Annotated in this window: 12 protein-coding genes; 9 read left to right on the plus strand and 3 right to left on the minus strand. The window is 57.4% G+C overall.

Features of this window, described 5'->3' with window-relative positions:
* The first annotated feature begins 4 nt into the window (after window positions 1–4).
* The 9 genes from U8U68_RS09660 (at window position 5) to ileS (ending at window position 17,944) form a co-directional block, all read left to right on the plus strand.
* A complete protein-coding gene (locus tag U8U68_RS09660; protein WP_322200603.1) occupies window positions 5–415 on the plus strand; it encodes a hypothetical protein in 411 nt (136 codons plus the stop codon).
* A gap of 322 nt (window positions 416–737) precedes the next feature.
* Window positions 738–4,466, plus strand: coding sequence for a DNA-directed RNA polymerase subunit beta (gene rpoB / locus U8U68_RS09665; RefSeq protein WP_322200604.1), 3,729 nt, complete (start codon window positions 738–740; stop codon window positions 4,464–4,466).
* Window positions 4,467–4,525: 59 nt separating this feature from the next.
* Window positions 4,526–8,188: a DNA-directed RNA polymerase subunit beta' gene (gene rpoC, locus U8U68_RS09670; protein ID WP_322200605.1), complete on the plus strand. Its 3,663-nt coding sequence runs from the start codon at window positions 4,526–4,528 to the stop codon at window positions 8,186–8,188.
* Between the two features lie 515 nt (window positions 8,189–8,703).
* Window positions 8,704–9,126: a 30S ribosomal protein S12 gene (rpsL, locus tag U8U68_RS09675; protein WP_322200606.1), complete on the plus strand. Its 423-nt coding sequence runs from the start codon at window positions 8,704–8,706 to the stop codon at window positions 9,124–9,126.
* Between the two features lie 183 nt (window positions 9,127–9,309).
* Window positions 9,310–9,780 (plus strand): 30S ribosomal protein S7, encoded by a 471-nt coding sequence (rpsG, locus tag U8U68_RS09680; protein WP_322200607.1) that lies wholly within the window; start codon window positions 9,310–9,312, stop codon window positions 9,778–9,780.
* Between the two features lie 158 nt (window positions 9,781–9,938).
* Window positions 9,939–12,035, plus strand: coding sequence for an elongation factor G (gene fusA, locus U8U68_RS09685; RefSeq protein WP_322200608.1), 2,097 nt, complete (start codon window positions 9,939–9,941; stop codon window positions 12,033–12,035).
* A 95-nt stretch (window positions 12,036–12,130) separates the two neighbouring features.
* Window positions 12,131–13,333, plus strand: a complete 1,203-nt coding sequence (gene tuf, locus U8U68_RS09690) for an elongation factor Tu (protein WP_322200609.1) — start codon at window positions 12,131–12,133, stop codon at window positions 13,331–13,333.
* A 299-nt stretch (window positions 13,334–13,632) separates the two neighbouring features.
* Window positions 13,633–14,193 carry a hypothetical protein gene (locus tag U8U68_RS09695; RefSeq protein WP_322200610.1) on the plus strand — a complete coding sequence of 187 codons (561 nt, stop codon included), beginning with the start codon at window positions 13,633–13,635 and terminating at the stop codon, window positions 14,191–14,193.
* A gap of 616 nt (window positions 14,194–14,809) precedes the next feature.
* Window positions 14,810–17,944 (plus strand): isoleucine--tRNA ligase, encoded by a 3,135-nt coding sequence (gene ileS / locus U8U68_RS09700; protein WP_322200611.1) that lies wholly within the window; start codon window positions 14,810–14,812, stop codon window positions 17,942–17,944.
* Window positions 17,945–18,346: 402 nt separating this feature from the next.
* On the opposite strand, the gene U8U68_RS09705 is transcribed toward ileS, so the two are convergent.
* The 3 genes from U8U68_RS09705 to U8U68_RS09715 all read right to left on the minus strand — a co-directional run bounded on the left by U8U68_RS09705 (window position 18,347) and on the right by U8U68_RS09715 (window position 20,500).
* Window positions 18,347–18,823, minus strand: a complete 477-nt coding sequence (locus tag U8U68_RS09705; RefSeq protein WP_322200612.1) for a diacylglycerol kinase family protein — start codon at window positions 18,821–18,823, stop codon at window positions 18,347–18,349.
* Window positions 18,807–19,307, minus strand: coding sequence for an rRNA maturation RNase YbeY (ybeY, locus tag U8U68_RS09710; protein WP_322200613.1), 501 nt, complete (start codon window positions 19,305–19,307; stop codon window positions 18,807–18,809). The genes U8U68_RS09705 and ybeY overlap by 17 nt, the downstream gene beginning before the upstream one ends.
* Before the next feature lie 242 nt (window positions 19,308–19,549).
* Window positions 19,550–20,500: a PhoH family protein gene (locus tag U8U68_RS09715; protein WP_331679122.1), complete on the minus strand. Its 951-nt coding sequence runs from the start codon at window positions 20,498–20,500 to the stop codon at window positions 19,550–19,552.
* Window positions 20,501–20,696: the final 196 nt, after the last annotated feature.

Consider the following 20,696-nt stretch of genomic DNA (forward strand, 5'->3'; position numbering starts at 1 on the left):
ACGTATGAAAAAACTATTTTCTGTTTTGCTAAGTTTGGCGTTGGGCGCGGGGCTGACTGTGCAGGCTTTTGCGGCGGGCCCACTCTCTGGAAGTACGCTGGCCGCGCTGCTGGCCCATATTAACTGGGGACTGACCTGCAACCATGCCTGTGCCAGCAGTGTTGTCTGCCACTCTGAGGCCGGCCCGGCGGCGTGCCCCCAGCATGGCGGCAGCTGTACGGGGTATCATGAGGCCCAGGTGAACGACGCGGCTCCGGTTGTGGATGACTCGTACGCGGTGAATGATAACTTGAGCCAGGTCTGCCCCCAGCACGGCAGGGATTGCACAGGATACCATACCGGCAGCTGTGGCGCGGGGTACGGCAGCCAGAGCGGCGGACATCATGGGGGCGGGCACCATGGAAGGCACCATTGAAAAATATTAGATCAATCAGGAAGAGCTGCCTCGCTGGAGGCAGCTCTTTTTCTTTACATCCCGCATGTTCAGGGGGTTTATATATAAAAAATACCGGAGTTTTGGCAAAAAAAGCAAAAAAAATCACAGGCAGCCCTTGACAACACAGCCTGATTCGTTTACAATAATACAATGTATCGATATAGGTAACCCGGGGCCCCATAACTGAACTGATTATACCATAGAGCAGAAAAAGAGTCAAGTGGTTGCCGTAAAAAAAGTGTTTTTTTGTGTAATTTCATGGAAGCCAAAATTTGGAAACAAAAAGGAGTGGCTGCGCGAAATGGTGAATGTAAAACCGGTCCAGCTGGGAAAAACCACACGCATGAGCTTTGGCAAAATCCAGGAAGTATTGGATATGCCCAACCTGATCGAAATCCAGAAGAACTCATACGAATGGTTTCTGAAAGAGGGCCTTAAAGAGGTCTTTGAGGATGTATCGGGTATTACGGACTTTAACAATAACCTGGTGCTGGATTTCGTGGACTACAAGCTGGACGACAAGCCCAACTATAGTGTGACCGAGTGCAAAGAGCGTGACGCCACTTACGCCGCGGCCCTGCGGGTAACCGCGCGGCTGCTGAACAAGGAGAGCGGAGAGATTAAAGAGAGCGAGGTCTTTATGGGGGATTTCCCCCTGATGACCCAAAGCGGCACGTTTGTTATCAACGGCGCGGAGCGGGTCATCGTCTCCCAGCTGGTGCGTTCCCCTGGCGTATATTTTAAAATGGACTACGACCGCTCTGGCAAAGAGCTTTTTAGCTCCACCATTATCCCCAATCGAGGAGCTTGGCTGGAGTATGAGAACGATGTGAACGACGTGTTTTACGTACGCATTGACAAAAACCGGAAGATCCCGATTACGGTGCTCATCCGCTGCCTGGGCCTGGGCACGGACCAGCAGATTTTGGACGTGTTCGGCGATGACGACCGGATGCGGGCCACCATGGAGAAGGACACCTGCCACTCGGTGGAAGAGGGACTGTTTGAGATTTACCGCAAGCTCCGCCCCAGCGAGCCCCCCACCCTGGAAAGTGCCCAGTCCCACCTGCACAGCCTGTTTTTTGATCCCCGCCGGTATGATCTTTCCCGGGTGGGCCGCTATAAATACAATAAGAAGCTGCGGCTGGAGGGCCGCCTGACCGGCCAGACCCTGGCGGAGCCTGTGCCGGACCCCCTGACCGGGGAAATCTTGGCGGATGTGGGCGTTACCGTGACCCGGGAGCTGGCGGAAAAGCTGGATGACGCGGGGGTGACCTCCGTAACCGTGGATTTGGAGGGGAAGCCGGTGAAAATCCTCTCCAACGGCATGGTGGACATCCAGAAGTATGTGGACTTCGACGCCAACGGGGAGTGTGGTATTAACGAGCGGGTTAGCTTCTCTGTGCTCACCTCCATTTTGGAGGAGTGCGGAGAGGACCAGAAAAAGCTGAAGTCCGCCCTGCGGGCCCGGCGGGGCGACCTGATCCCCAACCGCATCATGATCGAGGATATTTTCGCCAGTATTAACTATATGAACTGCCTGGCCGTGGGCCTGGGTGTTATTGACGATATTGACCACCTGGGCAACCGGCGCATCCGTTCAGTGGGTGAGCTGCTGCAAAATCAGGTGCGTATCGGTTTTGCCCGGCTGGAGCGGGTCATTCGGGAGCGTATGACCCTACAGGCCCAGGATTTGGAGCAGCTGACGCCCCATTCTCTGATCAATATCCGCCCAGTGGTGGCGGCTATTCGGGAGTTTTTCGGCTCCTCGCCCCTTAGCCAGTTTATGGACCAGACCAATCCCCTGGCCGAGCTGACCCACAAGCGCCGGCTTTCGGCCCTGGGTCCGGGCGGCCTCTCCCGTGACCGCGCCAGCTTTGAGGTGCGGGACGTGCACTACACCCACTATGGCCGCATGTGCCCCATTGAGACCCCAGAAGGCCCCAACATCGGCCTGATTTCGTACCTGGCGACCTTTGCCCGGGTCAACGAATACGGATTTTTAGAGGCCCCCTTCCGCAAAGTGGACAAGGCCACGGGCCGGGTTACCGACCAGGTGGAGTATATGACCGCCGACGTGGAGGACGCCTATATCGTGGCCCAGGCCAACACCCCTCTGGACGAGGAAGGCCATTTTGTACACGACCGGGTGGTGGGCCGCTACCGGGACGAGTTTGTGGAGGTAGAGGCCTCTAAGGCGGACTATATGGACATTACCCCCCGGATGATGGTCTCTGTGGCCACGGCCTGCATTCCCTTCCTGGAAAATGACGACGCGAACCGGGCCCTGATGGGCTCTAACATGCAGCGTCAGGCTGTGCCTCTGATTAAGACCGAGAGCCCCATTGTGGGCACCGGCATGGAGTATAAGGCCGGGGTGGACTCCGGCGTATGTGTGCTGGCCCGGCGGGGCGGCGTGGTGAAGTCTGTCAGCGCCAACCGGGTGCGGGTTACCGCGGACAACGGGGACACCGACGACTATGAGATTATCAAGTTCATGCGCTCCAACCAGAGCACCTGCATCAACCAGGTGCCTGTGGTGGATGTGGGCGACCGGGTGGAAAAGGGCAGCGTGATTGCCGACGGCCCGGCGATTAAGAACGGTGAGATCGCCCTGGGCAAAAACGCCCTCATCGGCTTTATGACCTGGGAGGGCTACAACTATGAGGACGCGGTGCTGCTCAACGAGAAGATTGTGCGCAACGACGTGTATACCTCCATTCATATTGAAGAGTACGAGATGGAGGCCCGGGACACCAAGCTGGGCCCCGAGGAGATTACCCGGGATATTCCCAATGTCAACGAGGAGCTGCTGCGGGACCTGGACGACCGGGGCATTATCCGGGTGGGCGCGGACGTGCGCGCCGGGGATATTCTGGTGGGCAAGGTGACCCCTAAGGGCGAGACGGAGCTTACTGCCGAGGAGCGGCTGCTGCGGGCCATCTTTGGTGAAAAAGCCCGGGAAGTGCGGGATACCTCCCTGCGGGTGCCCCACGGCGAGTACGGCGTGGTGGTGGACGTAAAGGTCTTTAACCGAGAGAACAGCCACGACGAGCTCTCTCCTGGGGTCAACAAGGTGGTGCGCTGCTATATTGCCCAGAAGCGGAAAATTAGCGTGGGAGACAAGATGGCCGGCCGCCACGGCAACAAGGGCGTGGTCTCCCGCATTCTGCCAGAGGAAGAGATGCCCTTCCTGCCTGACGGCACGCCTCTGGACATTGTGCTGAACCCCCTGGGCGTGCCCAGCCGCATGAACATCGGCCAGGTGCTGGAGGTGCACCTGGGCATGGCGGCCAACGCACTGGGATGGAAGATCATGACCCCCGTGTTTGACGGCGCCCACGAGGCGGACATCCGCGAGTGCTTCCGTATGGGCAATATGCACGAGGATGGAAAGTTCTTCCTGCGGGACGGCCGTACCGGCGAGTATTTTGACAACCCTGTAACAGTGGGCTTTATGTATTATCTGAAGCTGCACCATCTGGTGGACGATAAAATACACGCCCGCAGCACCGGCCCCTACTCTCTGGTTACCCAGCAGCCTTTGGGCGGCAAGGCCCAGTTTGGCGGCCAGCGTTTTGGCGAGATGGAGGTGTGGGCCCTGGAGGCCTATGGCGCGGCGTATACCCTGCAAGAAATCCTGACGGTGAAATCTGACGACGTGGTGGGCCGCGTCAAGACCTACGAGGCCATTGTCAAGGGCCAGAACATCCCCACCCCGGGCATTCCCGAGAGCTTTAAGGTGCTAATTAAGGAATTGCAGTCTTTGGGCCTGGACGTGAAGGTGCTGGATCAGAACAACGAGGAGATTGACCTAAAGCAGACCTATGAGGAGGATGACGTGGGCCTGGGCGGCGGCGAGGCGTTTGATGAGGACAACGTGGCCGACGACCTGGCGGGCTACTCGATGGAGGACGAGGACGGCGAACCGATCTTCGACGAAGAGGAAGAAGAGGACGAATATGGGGACGGACTGGATGACGAGGACTTCGACATGGACACGGACCCTGGGGAAGAGGATGATTTTTAAGGCCGATGGTTTTTCCCAGCGCGTTTTCCTCAAAATTGACATAAGAAAGCGGGTATCATATGGAATTCAACACGTTTGAGTCAATAAAGATCGGCTTGGCTTCGCCGGATAAGGTGCGGGAATGGTCCCACGGCGAGGTGAAAAAGCCCGAGACCATCAACTATCGAACCCTAAAGCCCGAACGGGACGGTTTGTTCTGTGAACGCATCTTTGGGCCCACCAAGGACTGGGAGTGCCACTGCGGCAAGTATAAGCGCATCCGCTATAAAGGCAAGGTTTGCGACCGCTGCGGCGTGGAGGTTACCCGCAGCAAGGTCCGCCGGGAGCGCATGGGCCACATTGAGCTGGCGGCGCCGGTCTCCCACATTTGGTACTTTAAGGGCATCCCTAGCCGCATGGGCTTGATTTTGGATCTTTCCCCCCGTATCTTGGAGAAAGTATTGTACTTTGCCCTGTATATTGTTACCGATCCGGGCGAGGTGAAGGAGCTCTCTAAAATGCAGACCCTCACCGAAAAAGAGTACCGGGACCTGCGGGAAAAGTACGAAGATGGCTTTAAAGCGGGTATGGGCGCCGAGGCCATTAAAGAGTTGCTGTGCGAGCTGGAGCCAGAGTCCCTGGCCGTGAGCCTGCGGGAAGAGCTGGAGGCCGCCAGCGGTCAGAAACGTATGCGTATCCTCAAGCGCCTGGAGGTGGTGGAGTCCTTCCGGGCTTCCGGCAACCGGCCGGAATGGATGATTTTGGACGTGGTGCCGGTAATTCCCCCAGATATCCGGCCCATGGTCCAGCTGGATGGCGGCCGCTTTGCCACCAGTGACCTAAATGACCTGTACCGCCGGGTCATCAACCGGAATAACCGCCTGAAGCGCCTTTTGGAGCTGGGTGCGCCGGATATTATTGTACGCAATGAAAAGAGAATGCTGCAAGAGGCCGTGGACGCCCTCATTGACAACGGCCGCCGGGGCAGGCCTGTTACAGGCCCCAACAACCGGCCCCTGAAGTCCCTTTCTGACATGCTGAAGGGCAAACAGGGCAGATTCCGCCAAAACCTGTTGGGCAAGCGGGTGGACTACTCGGGGCGTTCTGTTATCGTGGTTGGCCCAGAGCTGAAGATGTACCAGTGCGGCCTGCCCAAAGAGATGGCCCTGGAACTCTTCAAGCCCTTTGTGATGAAGCGCCTGGTAGAGACCGGCGCGGTGGGTAATATTAAGGCCGCCCGTAAAGCGGTGGAGCGGGCTAAGCCCGAGGTGTGGGATTCTTTGGAGGTGGTCATTAAGAACCACCCAGTGCTGCTGAACCGTGCGCCCACCCTACACCGCCTAGGCATTCAAGCTTTCGAGCCGGTGCTGGTAGAGGGCCGGGCTCTTAAGCTGCACCCCCTGGTGTGTACCGCGTACAACGCGGACTTTGACGGAGACCAGATGGCCGTGCACGTGCCCCTTTCCGCCGAGGCCCAGGCTGAGGCCCGGTTCCTGATGCTGGCCGCCAACAACCTGCTGAAGCCCTCGGACGGTCGCCCCGTCACCGTGCCTACCCAGGACATGGTGCTGGGATCCTACTACCTGACCCTGGACAAGGACGGGGAGATAGGAGAGGGCAAAGCGTTCCGCAACATGGAAGAGGCCATGATGGCCTACGACGCCCGTATTATCAGCCTGCACGCAAAAATAAAGGTGCGCCGTACCGTGGAGGTACATGGCGAGAAGTTCAGCGGCATGGTGGAGACCACCATGGGCCGGATGATTTTTAACCGGCCTATCCCGCAAGACTTGGGCTTTGTGGACCGGTCCGTGCCGGAAAACGCCCTGAAGTTTGAGGTGGACTTCTTGGTGGGCAAAAAGCAGCTGGGGCAGATTATCGAGCGCTGCATCAAGGTGCACGGAACCGAGCGCTCCGCCGAGGTGCTGGACGAGATTAAGGCCCAGGGCTACAAATACTCCACCATCAGCGGCATTACGGTGGCCGTGTGCGACGCCACCATTCCCGCCGACAAAAAGGAGCTGGTCAGCGCCGCCGAACAGGAAATCAACGAGATTGCCGGGGAGTACAGCGAGGGCTTCCTCTCGGAGCGGGAGCGCTACGAGGCGGTGCTGAAGGTCTGGGACAAGTGTACAAAGGACGTGGCCAACGCCTTGCAGCGGGGCCTGGACCGGTATAACCCCATCTACATGATGGCAGACTCCGGCGCCCGGGGCACCATCTCCAACCTAAACCAGCTGGCGGGTATGCGGGGCAACATCTCCAATACCTCTGGCAAAACCATTGAAATTCCCATTAAGTCCAACTACCGCGAAGGCCTGAACGTGCTGGAATACTTCATCTCCTCCCGGGGCGCCCGGAAGGGCACCACCGACACCGCCCTGCGCACCGCGGACTCGGGCTATCTGACCCGCCGCCTGGTGGACGTTTCCCAAGAGGTGGTTATCCGCGAGGAGGACTGCGGCACCCACGAGGGCATTGAGGTATTTGAGATCACCTCTGGTCCAGAGTCTATCGAGCCCCTGAAGGAGCGTCTGGTGGGCCGGTACCTGGTAGAGGACTATTGTGGCGAGGACGGCAATGTATTAGTCTCTCGGGATAAGCTGATGACGGACGAGGACGCGGACCTGATCATTAGCCGGGGCACGGAGCGCATTGAGATTCGCTCGGTGCTTACCTGCCGGTCTAAGAGCGGTGTGTGCAAGCGCTGCTACGGCGCGTCCCTGGCCACCGGCAAGCCGGTGCAGGTGGGCGAGGCTGTGGGAATTATCGCGGCTCAGTCCATTGGCGAACCTGGTACCCAGCTGACCATGCGTACGTTCCATACCGGCGGCGTGGCCAGCGCGGAGGACATCACCCAGGGTCTGCCCCGCATCGACGAGCTGTTTGAGGGCCGCAAGCCCAAGCACGTGGCCATTATCAACGAGATCGACGGTAAGGTCACCTTTGAGGAAATTAAGAAGAACCGCCACGTGGTGGTTACCGATGACGAGACCGGCGACAGCCGTTCGTACCTGATTCCCTTCGGGTCCCGGGTCACGGTAAGCGAGGGCGAGTATATTAAGCGGGGCAAGCGCATTACCGAGGGATCGGTGAGCCCCCACGACGTGCTGGCTATCAGCGGCACCCAGGAGGTGCAGAACTACCTGATTCAAGAGGTGCAGCGCACCTATCGGATGCAGGGCGTGGACATCAACGACAAGCATATTGAGATCATCGTGCGGCAAATGCTGCGCAAAGTGCGGGTGGATGACGCGGGAGACACGGGCCTGATGGTAGGCGCTTTGGCGGACAAGAACGAGGTGCTATTTGCCAATGAGGATATCCGCAGTCGCAAAGAGGCAGGAGAGACCCAGCTGCGGGAAGCTGCCTATACCCCCATCCTGCTGGGTATTACCAAGGCCTCGTTGGCCACAGACAGCTTTATGTCCGCCGCCTCCTTCCAGGAGACCACCCGGGTGCTCACCGACGCGGCCATTAAGGGCAAGGTGGACTCGCTGGTGGGCCTGAAGGAGAACGTGATTATTGGCAAGCTGGTGCCCGCGGGCACAGGCCTGAAGTGCTACGGCGAGGTAGAGATTGAGAGTAAAGACCAGCCGCTGGAGCCTATGCCAGAGCTGCCTAAGGTCTATAAGGAAGAAGCGCCGGAAGAGCTGGATTTCAGCTTTGACGACGAGGACGAGGATGAAGATTTTGTCCTAGAACCTGAGGACGAGGTGGCTTCTGACGTGAGTCCCGCCTAAAAATTTAGCGCAGGTATGAATGGGCATTTTTTAGGAAATGCCCATTTTTCATTTTGGGTTTTGCCCCATATCCTAAGGAAAGCGGGGGGATCGCTAACGCGGCCCCAAAGAGATGATCTTCCTCTTTTGGACCAGACGGCATCGCCGCCTGGCTTGAAAAAAACCGGTATCGACCGGCTTTCAAGCGTGTTTACTATAAGGCTTGAAAAAAAGCGAGATGTGGTAGAAACGGCTTTCATCTGCACTCTAAATGAAGAGGACGCCGGGAGAAAGCGGTAAAAAGTTGTGCTTTTTTCTCATAAGTTGCCGGGCTTGTCCCATAGGAAATTGGCGATTAGGGAAAACCTTTGAAACCCGCAAAGTATGCGGGGAAAAAACTTGACAGAACCTGTATTTGGGTGCTATAATCTCTAAATGGGCTTGGCTATATTTGCGCCCAGCCGGAAATCTTTGGCTGGGAAGCGTTTATTTCGCCTTTCCCAATCAATACTATTATTTAGCAAGGAGGTGCAGCTATGCCAACCTTTAACCAATTGGTTAAAACAGGCAGGTCCGACGTTACAAAAAAGAGTAAGGCCCCCGCGCTTTTGAAGGGGTGGAACTCTAAGAAGCGTTCGGCCATCGACCAGGATTCTCCCCAGAAGCGGGGGGTGTGCACAAGTGTGTTTACCCGTACTCCTAAAAAGCCGAACTCTGCCCTGCGCAAAGTGGCCAGGGTCCGTCTTTCCAACGGCATTGAGGTGAACGCCTACATTCCGGGCGTGGGCCACAACCTGCAAGAGCACAGCGTAGTGATGATTCGCGGCGGCCGTGTACGCGACCTGCCCGGTGTGCGTTATCACATTATTCGCGGCACGCTGGATACCCAGGGCGTTGCCAAGCGCATGCAGGCCCGCAGCAAGTACGGCGCTAAGCGGCCCAAGGCTGGAAAGAAATAAAAAGCCTGGCCCCATTAACAAAAATAATTCTCTAAGCTATTCGGCTTAATTTATATAGATTCTGCGCCCATTGTTTTGGAAAGCGCGGGGTCGGTAAATTGCCTATTAGCTGACGGGACCGTCCGGGGAGACGCGGACGGATTTCGAGTACCGGTGAATTCATTTTATGAAGGAGGGAAGATTATGCCAAGAAGAGGCAATGTGGCAAAGCGCGATGTTTTGCCCGACCCCATGTATAATTCCAAGCTTGTGACGAGGCTGATCAACAGCATTATGTTGGACGGCAAGAAGGGCGTAGCCCAGAAGATTGTATACGGCGCCTTTGAAATCGTTCAGGAAAAGACCGGCAAGGAGCCCCTGGAGGTTTTTGAGCAGGCCATGGAGAATGTTATGCCCAGCCTGGAGGTAAAGGCCCGCCGGGTGGGTGGCTCTACCTATCAGGTGCCCATGGAGGTACGGCCCGAACGCCGGCAGACCCTGGGTCTGCGGTGGCTGACCAGCTACGCCCGCAGCCGTAATGAGCGCACCATGCGCGAGCGGCTGGCCGGGGAGATTCTGGACGCCATCAACGGTGCGGGCGGCGCAGCCAAGAAGCGCGACGATACCCACCGGATGGCCGAAGCCAACCGGGCTTTCGCCCACTATCGCTGGTAACCAGCGCAAGGGCCGGGCATTTGCCGCAGCGGTTTTGCCTGCCAGCTTGGTAGAATTAGAACAGCGGCCGTTGGCAGCGCTCCCCGCGTAAAGCGGCAGACGCTTTGCACCACTCCGTGAAAAGGCATCTTTTGGAATAAGGAGGAAATAACGTATTTATGGCCAGACAGGTACCACTGGAATTAACCAGAAACATCGGCATTATGGCTCATATTGATGCCGGTAAAACCACTACTACAGAGCGTATTCTGTTTTACACAGGCGTGAACTACAAGATTGGCGAGACCCACGAGGGCGCCGCCACCATGGACTGGATGGCTCAGGAACAGGAGCGCGGCATTACCATCACATCGGCTGCCACCACCTGCTTCTGGCCGGACCGCAACGGCAATCAGAACCGGATTAACATTATTGATACTCCCGGCCACGTGGACTTCACAGTAGAGGTGCAGCGCTCCCTGCGTGTGCTGGACGGCTCTGTTACCGTGTTCTGTGCAAAGGGCGGCGTGGAGCCCCAGTCTGAGACCGTGTGGCGCCAGGCGGACGAGTACAAGGTGCCCCGCATGGCGTACGTGAATAAAATGGACATTATGGGCGCGGACTTCTACCGCGTCGTGCAGATGATGAAGGACCGCCTGAAGTGCAACGCGGTGCCCATTCAGCTGCCCATCGGGGCCGAGGATTCCTTTAAGGGCATCATCGACCTGGTAAAGATGAAAGCCTATGTCTATTACGACGACCTGGGCAAGGATATCCGCGAGGAGGTAATTCCCGAGGATATGCTGGAAAAGGCCCAGCAGTACCATGCCGAAATGGTAGAGCATGTGGCAGAGCTGGACGACGCCCTGATGGAGAAATATCTGGAGGGCGAAGAGCTCACCATTGACGAGATTAAGAACTGTATCCGCAAGGCCACCATTGCCAACCACATGGTCCCCGTTACCTGCGGCACCTCTTACCGCAACAAGGGCGTGCAGAAGCTGCTGGACGCTATTGTGGACTATATGCCCGCTCCCACCGACGTGCCCGCCATTAAGGGCACCAACCCGGACACCGAGGAGGAAGAGGTGCGCCATTCTTCCAACGAAGAGCCCTTCGCCGCTCTGGCGTTCAAGATTGCCACAGACCCCTATGTGGGCAAGCTATGCTTCTTCCGGGTCTATTCCGGCTCTGTGGAGGCCGGCGCTACGGTGTACAACTCCGTAAAGGACAACAACGAGCGCATGGGCCGTATCGTGCAGATGCACGCCAACGACCGCAAGGACATTGACCGGGTTTATGCCGGCGACATTGCGGCCGCCGTGGGCCTGAAGAACACCACCACAGGCGACACCCTGTGCGACGAGAAGCATCCGGTTATCTTGGAGTCCATGGAGTTCCCGGACCCGGTTATCCGAGTGGCCATTGAGCCCAAGACCAAGGCCGGCCAGGAGAAAATGGGAATTGCCCTCTCGAAGCTGGCGGAGGAGGACCCCACCTTTAAGGCATACACCGACGAGGAAACCGGCCAGACCATCATTGCCGGCATGGGTGAGCTGCATCTGGAGATTATTGTGGACCGTCTCTTGCGCGAGTTCAAGGTGGAGGCCAACGTGGGCAAGCCCCAGGTGGCCTATAAGGAGACCATCCGTAAGGAAGCTGCTTCTGACACCAAGTATGCCCGTCAGTCTGGCGGTAAGGGCCAGTATGGCCATGTTAAGATCCGTATTGAGCCCAACCCGGGCCAGGGCTATGAGTTCGTCAACTCGGTGGTAGGCGGCGCCATTCCCAAGGAGTATATTCCCGCGGTGGACCAGGGCATCCAGGGTGCTATGCTAAGCGGCGTTTTGGCTGGCTATAACGTGGTGGACGTAAAGGTTACCTTGTATGACGGCTCCTACCACGAGGTGGACTCTTCTGAAATGGCCTTTAAGATTGCTGGCTCTATGGCCTTTAAAGAGGCTATGCGCAAGGCGGACCCGGTGCTGATGGAGCCCATTATGAAGGTCACTGTCATCACCCCCGAAGAGTATATGGGCGACGTGATTGGCGACCTGAACTCCCGGCGCGGCATGATCCAGGGCATGGACGCCCTGCCCGGCGCCCAGCAGGTAAACAGCGAGGTCCCGCTCTCGGAGATGTTCGGCTACGCCACGGACATGCGGTCCAAGACCCAGGGCCGCGGCCAGTATACCATGGAGCCCTCCACCTATGCGGAGGTGCCCAAGAATATTTCTGAAAAGATCATCAGCGACCGTGGCAAAAAGTCGGAGTAAAAGGTAAATATCTCTTGATTTTTCGGCGCTTTGCTGATAGAATGTATGCAAGGCACAAATATCGAATATTTTGATTGCGAGGAGGCAATTTCCCAATGGCAAAGGCAAAATTTGAACGGAACAAACCCCATGTAAACATCGGCACCATCGGCCACGTGGACCATGGCAAGACCACCCTGACCGCCGCTATCACCAAGGTGCTGGCGATGAAGGGCGACGCCGACTTTATGGACTATGCCAATATCGACAAGGCTCCTGAGGAGCGCGAGCGCGGCATTACCATTAACACCGCCCACGTAGAGTACCAGACCGACGCCCGCCACTATGCCCACGTTGACTGCCCCGGCCACGCCGACTATGTGAAGAACATGATCACCGGCGCTGCCCAGATGGACGGCGCTATCCTGGTGGTTTCCGCCGCTGACGGCCCCATGCCCCAGACCCGTGAGCACATTCTGCTGGCCCGCCAGGTGGGCGTGCCCAGCATTGTGGTGTTCATGAACAAAGTGGACCAGGTGGATGACGAGGAGCTGCTGGAGCTGGTGGAGATGGAGATTCGCGACCTGCTGAACGAGTACGAGTTCCCCGGCGACGACACCCCCATTATCAAGGGTTCCGCCCTGCAGGCCCTGGAGTGCGCCAGCCAGGATCCTTCCGACGCCACCTATGCCCCCATCCTGGAGCTCATGAAGGCGGTGGACGAGTATATCCCCACCCCCGAGCGTAAGGCTGACCTGCCCTTCCTGATGCCTGTTGAGGACGTTATGACCATCACCGGCCGCGGCACCGTGGCCACTGGCCGTGTAGAGCGCGGCCAGGTAAAGATGGGCGAGGAAGTGGAGATCGTCGGTTTGACCGAAGAGACCCGCAAGTCCGTTATCACCGGCATTGAGATGTTCCGCAAGACCCTGGATTACGCCGAGGCCGGCGACAACATCGGCGCTCTGCTGCGCGGCGTACAGCGCACTGAGATCGAGCGCGGCCAGGTTCTGGCCAAGCCCGGCTCCATTCATCCCCATACCAAGTTCAAGGGCCAGGTTTACGTGCTGACTAAGGAAGAGGGCGGCCGCCACACTCCTTTCTTCAACAACTACCGTCCCCAGTTCTATTTCCGTACCACTGACGTGACCGGCGTTATCTCTCTGCCCGAGGGCACCGAGATGTGCATGCCTGGCGATAACGTTGTAATGGACGTTGAGCTGATCACCCCCATCGCCATCGAAGAGGGCCTGCGCTTCGCTATCCGCGAGGGCGGCCGTACCGTTGGCTCCGGCGTGGTTACCGCTATCAATTCCTAAATTTTGCTAAGAGAAGAGGCTCCCAGCAGGGGGCCTCTTTTTGCGTGGGGGAGGAGAGAGCTGCGGAAGCGGCAGAGGCGAAAGGGTGAGCAGATAGGTCCCAATGGGCAAACAGTAAAAGTTTCGCCGGCCTTTTTAAAGGCCGTGGGGAGCCAGGGGGCAAAGCCCCATGGCTGCCGGAGGCCGAAACATCGTCAAAAAGTATTCCCTTTGGACACTCCCGAAAGGCCGCAGGACTTGACTTTTCCACCAAAAACAAGTATAATACAAAAAAATACCTAAAAAGGGGGAGAAAAGTGATGAAAAAATGGAAGAATTGGCTGGTTTTCGGCGCGGTAGTCCTCTTGCTAGGCGGCGTTGCGGCCTGGCGGCTGTGGCCCCGGTCCTTGGAGAGCGTCATGAGCCTGGAGAAGCCGGTAGACCGGGTCTCCGGCTTTCTCCAGGACTGGACCTGGGAGGCCGGGCTGGCAGACTCGCCCCTGTATACCCTGGAAAGCGAAAACCCGGAGGACTTTGCCGGGCTGATGGAGATTTTGCGGGAGAGCGGCTACCAGGAGGATTTCAGGAACCTGCTGCCCTGGGACAGCGGCCTGAGCAGCCACAGTGCCCAGTGGCTTAGCGTGACAGCTTTTGTGGACGGGGAGGAGCCGGACTGTTGCAGCATCACTCTCTTAGGCCAAGAGGCCTGCCGGATCAACGACCGGCGGGCGCACCCCACCGACGGGCAGCTGTTCCAGCGTCTGGCGGACTATTTGCGGGCCCACGGGACCCTGATGCCCAAGACGGGCGCCGAGCTGGCCCATTTTGTGACGGAGGGGATGTGCAACCTGGGGGAGATTGGGTCTATGTTCGCGGGGTGATTTTGTTTTTGTGATTTGGCCTGGCTGCCTTGGGCTGGGCTTGTGGTGGGGGCCGCTCTTGTAAAAATCTTGCTTCGCTGATTTTTACAACTCGCTGCTTTTGGGCGGCGCGAGCCGGGTCCTCCTTTTTTATGCTGCTGGGCCGGCTGGTTTGGTGGAACCACATTCCTTTTCTTCGCGCCGCCTTAAGGTTAAGGTCGCCTCCGGCGGCAAGGGGCGCCGCCCCCTTGACCCCTGCCAGGGGCCTAACGCCCCTGGACCGCGCAATGTGTCCGCTTTTGGGGCCTTTTGCGGGTTTTTTCTTGACTTTCCCCTTTTGCCGTGCTATAATCTGAAAAAATACACCGTAAAGACTATGATGGAGACACGCGGGCCAGGCCTATGGTCCCAGAGAGCCGGCGGCTGGTGCAAGCCGGCACCTGCGCCTTTTCCGCATCCCTCCGAAGTCGCCAGCTGAACAAGGCCCCGTTGTCCGCAAGCCTTTATTAAGCCAGGCCGGCCCCCGCCGTTATCGGGAAGCTGTTGGTACACCGACAGTCAAAATGGGTGGTAAAGCGAAGTATGCCTTCGCCCTGTTTTGGGGCGGAGGCTTTATTTATGGAAAGGATGGTCAAGCATGAGCAAGTACAGGGAGGTCTCCGCCAATATGAACTTTGTGGAGCGGGAGAAGGCCACCGAAAAGTTTTGGACGGACAATAAAATCTTTGAAAAAAGCATCCAAAGCCGTGAGGGAGCGCCCGCCTACACCTTCTATGACGGCCCCCCCACCGCCAATGGCAAGCCCCACATCGGCCACCTGGAGACCCGGGCCTTTAAGGACCTGTTCCCCCGGTATCAGACCATGAAGGGGCAGATCGTCCCCCGCAAGGCCGGCTGGGACACCCACGGCCTGCCGGTGGAGCTGGAGGTGGAAAAGCTGCTGAAAATCAGCGGCAAGGAGCAGATTGAAGAGTACGGCGTCTCTCCCTTCAACCAGAAGTGCAAGGAGAGCGTGTGGAAGTACAAGGGCATGTGGGAGGAATTCTCAAAGGCCGTGGGTTTTTGGGCCGACATGGAGGACCCCTACGTGACCTATCATAATGAATATATCGAGTCCGAGTGGTGGGCTCTCAAGCGGATTTGGGAAAAGGGCCTGCTCTATAAGGGATTTAAAATTGTGCCCTACTGCCCCCGCTGCGGCACGCCGCTTAGTTCCCACGAGGTGGCCCAAGGCTATAAGGACGTGAAAGAGCGCTCCGCCATTGCCAAGTTCCGCTGCAAGGGGGAGGACGCCTTCATCCTGGCCTGGACCACCACCCCCTGGACCCTGCCCAGCAACGTGGCCCTGTGCGTCAACGCCAAAGAGGACTACGTGAAGGCCGCCTTTACCAAGGAGGACAGGACCGAGACCTATTACCTGGCCGCCGCCCTGTGCGATACGGTGCTGGGGGAGGGGACCTATACCGTGCTGGAACACTACAAAGGCGCGGACCTGGAGCATAAAGAGTATGAGCCCCTGTTTGACTTTGTCCGCCCCCAGGAGAAGTGCTGGTATGTGGTCTGCGACGACTACGTGACCCTCACCGACGGCACGGGCATTGTGCACATTGCCCCGGCTTTCGGCGAGGACGACGCAAAGGTGGGCCGCAGGTACGGCCTGCCCCTGGTGCAGCTGGTGGACCAGAAAGGCGAGATGACCGCCGAGACCAAGTGGCCGGGGGTGTTCTGCAAGGATGCGGACAAGGAAATTCTGGTAGATTTGGAGGCCCGGGGCCTTCTGTTCTCCGCGCCCAGGTTCGAGCACAGCTATCCCTTCTGCTGGCGCTGCGACACCCCGCTGATTTACTACGCCCGAGAGAGCTGGTATATCGAGGTCACCAAGGTTAAGGACCAGCTCATTGCCAACAATAATACAGTCAATTGGCTGCCCGAGAGCATCGGCAAGGGCCGTTTTGGCGACTGGCTGGAGAATTTGCAGGACTGGGCTGTCAGCCGCAACCGGTACTGGGGCACACCCCTGAACATCTGGGAGTGCGAGTGCGGCCACCGCCACGCCATTGGCAGCATAGCCGAGCTACGGGAGATGTCCCCTAACTGCCCAGAGGACATTGAACTGCACAGGCCCTATGTGGATGAGGTGACCATCACTTGCCCCCACTGCGGCAAGCAGATGCGCCGGGTGCCCGAGGTCATCGACTGCTGGTTCGACAGCGGGGCCATGCCCTTTGCCCAGCACCACTACCCCTTTGAGAACCAGGAGCGGTTCGAAAGCCAGTTCCCCGCCGACTTTATCAGCGAGGCGGTGGACCAGACCCGGGGGTGGTTCTACAGCCTGCTGGCCATTTCCACCCTGCTCTTTGACAAGGCCCCCTACAAGAACGTGCTGGTCATGGGCCTGGTCCAGGACGCGGACGGAAAGAAGATGAGCAAGAGCAAGGGCAACGCCGTGGACCCCATGGAGGCCCTTGAGAGGTTCGGCTCCGACTCGTTGCGGTGGTTCTTCTATACCACCTGCGCCCCCTGGCTGCCCAAGCGCTTTTCGGAGAAGGGCGTGGTAGAGGTGCAGAAGAAGTTCTTCTCTACCCTGTGGAATACCTACGCCTTTTTTGTGCTGTACGCCAACATCGACAATTTTGACGCTGCCCAGTATAAACTAGAGGACTGCGCTCTGACCGTAATGGACCGCTGGCTGCTCTCCCGGCTGAACAGCACCATAAAGGCGGTGGACCAGCAGCTAACCCAATATCATGTGCCAGAAACCGCCCGTGTTCTGCAAGATTTTGTGGATGAGCTTTCCAACTGGTACGTGCGCCGCAGCCGGGAGCGCTTTTGGGTGCAGGGGGAGGCCGCGGACAAGACCGCCGCCTATATGACCCTGTATACCGTGCTGGTGAACACCGCCAAGCTGCTGGCCCCGATGGCCCCCTTTATGAGCGAGGAGATCTACCGCAACCTGGTGTGCTCTCTGGACCCCGCCGCCCCGGAAAGCGTGCACCTGTGCGGCTTCCCGGTGTGTGACCCGGCCCGCATTGACCCCAAACTGGAAGCGGATATGGACGAGGTGCTGCGGGTAGTGGCCCTGGGCCGGGCGGCTCGGAACCAGGCCAACATTAAAAACCGCCAGCCGCTGTGCCGGCTGTGCACAGACGCGGATCCGGGCCTGGGCGGGCTGTATCAGGATATCATCAAGCAGGAGCTGAACGTGAAGGAAATCGTGTTCCTTCGCGATATGTCGGAGTTCACCGCCTACAGCTTTAAGCCCCAGCTGAAGATCCTGGGCCAAAAGTACGGCAAGCGCATCGGGGCCATCCGCCAGGCTTTGCAGGAGCTGGACGGCGCTGCTGCCAAAAAACAGCTGGACCAGGAGGGTGCCCTGAAGCTGGCCCTGCCTGACGGGGAAATTAGCCTGACGGAGGAAGAGCTGCTGATTGAAACCACCCAGAAAGAGGGCTACACCTCGGTCTCAGATCGGGGCCTCACCGTGGTGCTGGACACAGCCCTGACGGAGGAGCTCATTGAAGAGGGCTTTGTACGGGAGATTGTCAGCAAGGTGCAGTCCATGCGTAAGGACGCGGGCTTTAAGGTGACGGACCATATCCGATTGTACCACCAGGGCAGCGCCAAGGTAGAGGCGGTGCTGCAAAAGAACCAAGAGGAGATTTTGGCCGACGTGCTGGGCGAGAGCTGCCAGTATGGCCAGCTGGCCGGGTATACGGCGGAGTGGGATGTTAACGGCGAAAAGACCCGCTTTGGCGTGGAACGAATTTCGTAAACGCCTTTATGGGAAAGTTAGAAGCAAGTGGGGCGTAGGGGGCAGGGTAGGCAGTGTGAACCGACCAGGTGGGCAAGCGAGACTCACCCATGCCCCTACTTAGGGAGACCAGCCTAGATTTAAGGCAACACCGCACCATTCGCGGGTGGCGCCTTAAGCACCGTCTTGCTTGCACATTTTCCGTCGTAGAGCACAGCTTTCGCTGGTCAATGGTGAGATGGACGGCGCTCAATCTGGTACCCTCTGACGAAAAATCTGACTGCCCAATACGGTACTTAGAATTGTGCGGTATTGCCTTAAAAAAAGCGGTATGGCGAAAAACCATACCGCTTTTCTTTATTGTTTTGCAGGGATCCATGCCCTGGGAGCTTCCGCGTCTTTTTTGGGTAAACTGTTCCGGGCTTATTCCCGCTTTAGGGGCACAGCAAATACCAGCGCCATGCTGGCCGCCAGGCTAAGGATAAAAACCGCCAGCTTTTTGGGCTGCATTAGAATCTCTTCCCACACAGCCCAAAAGGCTGGGCGCAACAAAACTACCCCGCCCGCCAATGCCGCAAAAACGGCGCTAAGCAACACGGCCCCTGCCGCTAAGTCTTTTATGTTGCCAATGATCCGGCTATGGCGCTTTTGGGCAAAGTCGCAGAGCTTTTCAATAGAGGTGTTCATAGTCTCAGCGCAGGTCACTACGCCCATGGCCACCAGCAAACAGGCCAGCTCACCCCGGCTGACGCCGGTTTTTAAAGAGAAAAACAGGACATATCCGCAGGCAACCATGTGTATGCGCATGTTCCGTTCTGATTGCAGGCAATGCCATATCCCCCGGAAAGCGTCCCGAAAGCTGTGCAGCAGAGTGCGCCGCTTACTATTCCTCGGGGGCATAGCTGCTGCTGGCGGGTAAACCTAGCTCCCGCATAACCCGTTCTTCCTTTTCCCGCATTCGCACCCGGGCCAGGCCGCCGTCCTCGTGGTCGTACCCCAAAAGATGCAAAACCGAATGAGCGGTAAGGAAGCCAATCTCCCGCTCTAAAGAGTGGCCATAGGTTCTGGCCTGCTCCACTGCCTTGGGCACAGAAATGACAATGTCGCCCAAAATTTTGGCCCCGGTCTCGTGGTTCACGTCATAGCGCCCGTTTTCCCCCATGGGGAAGCTTAGCACATCGGTGACGGAATCCTTGTCCCGATACTGGCGGTTCATCTCTCGAATCTGGTCGTTGTCCACAAAGCTTACACTGATCTCCGCAGAATCGGGAAAGTCCTCCAGCTGGAGCACCGCGTGGCAGCAGCGGCGAATCAACATTCGCACACCGGTGGGAATCCTCACTTGTTTCTGCCGGTTTGAAATGATGACTCTGATTTTCTCCATAATTCAAGACCGTTCCTTTCTGGAATGCCCACCGCAGCCGGAACCGCGCTGTGCAAGTCCTGCGTTGCTTTGACTGAAAACTTGTATTTATTAGCGTCAAAGGCCGTCTCTGGCCAGGCCTTTTTCCGTCGGTCCACATGGGATTTTCTGAAAACACATGAAATATTTCTTAAAAAGCCGCTCTGTCCCACAAAAAACGCAACCAGTTAAGCCCTTTGGGCTATGCTTACAAGTTTCTTATCTTATACGGAAGCGGAGCGCCGGTCGCCTGCCCGGCTGGCCCGCTCGTAAGCCCGGATGATGTCCTGCACCAGTTTGTGGCGTACTACGTCTTTCTCCGTAAAACGGAAAATGGCAATATCATCCACGCCCCGCAGCACTCGCACTGCCTCTTTCAGGCCGCTGCGCTTGCCGTCAGGCAGGTCTATCTGGGTCACATCACCAGTAATAACCATTTTAGAGTTAAAGCCCAGCCGGGTAAGGAACATTTTCATCTGTTCACCCGTGGTGTTCTGGGCCTCATCCAAAATGATAAAGCTGTCGTCTAACGTGCGGCCACGCATATAGGCCAGGGGAGCCACCTCAATATTTCCCCGCTCTACATAGCGCTGGTAGGTTTCGGCCCCCAGCATGTCGAATAGGGCATCGTACAGGGGCCGCAGGTAGGGATCCACCTTTTGCTGCAAATCACCAGGAAGAAACCCCAGCTTTTCTCCTGCCTCCACGGCCGGACGGGTTAGGATAATGCGGTTCACCTGCTGGGCCCGAAAGGCTGTAACAGCCATAGCTACCGCCAGGTAGGTTTTGCCGGTACCGGCAGGCCCCACCCCGATGGTGACAGTGTTCTCTTTAATATTGTCACAATAGGTACGTTGGCCCACGGTTTTTGGCTTAATAGGCTTGCCTTTGCTGGTAACGCAAATGCAGTCCCCGGCCAGCTTGGCCACCTTTTGTTCACTGTCCTCCGCCACCATGCGGATGCAGTAACGCACATTTTGTTCGCTAAGGGCCTCTCCTCCGCCAATGAGAGTGATAAGGCTGCGCACTGCCCGGGCGGCCCGGTCCACCCCTTCGGGGTCCTCGCCGGAAATCTTTAGCTGAGAGTCCCGAAAGACCATACTAACGCCGTATTCTTGCTCAATTAGGCGGATGTTGCTGTCAAAATTGCCGAAAAGCTCGGCGGCCTGTTCCATTCTGTCAACACTGATTTTTACTTCCAAAGTATCTCCTAAAAATTCATATTACCACAGGATGGTTTGTTTTTCTAAGTTTTACAAAGGGGATTTGCGTGGGCAACAGGGGGCGTTCCGCTGCTATTGTACCCAGTCAATCTTTATTATAGCCCCGGCGCTTTGCAAGATTCCGAATTGTAATACCCAAAAGGGGAAC

It is taken from the genome of Acutalibacter intestini (assembly GCF_034334985.1).
In the GTDB taxonomy this organism is placed as follows: Bacteria; Bacillota; Clostridia; order Oscillospirales; family Acutalibacteraceae; genus Acutalibacter; species Acutalibacter intestini.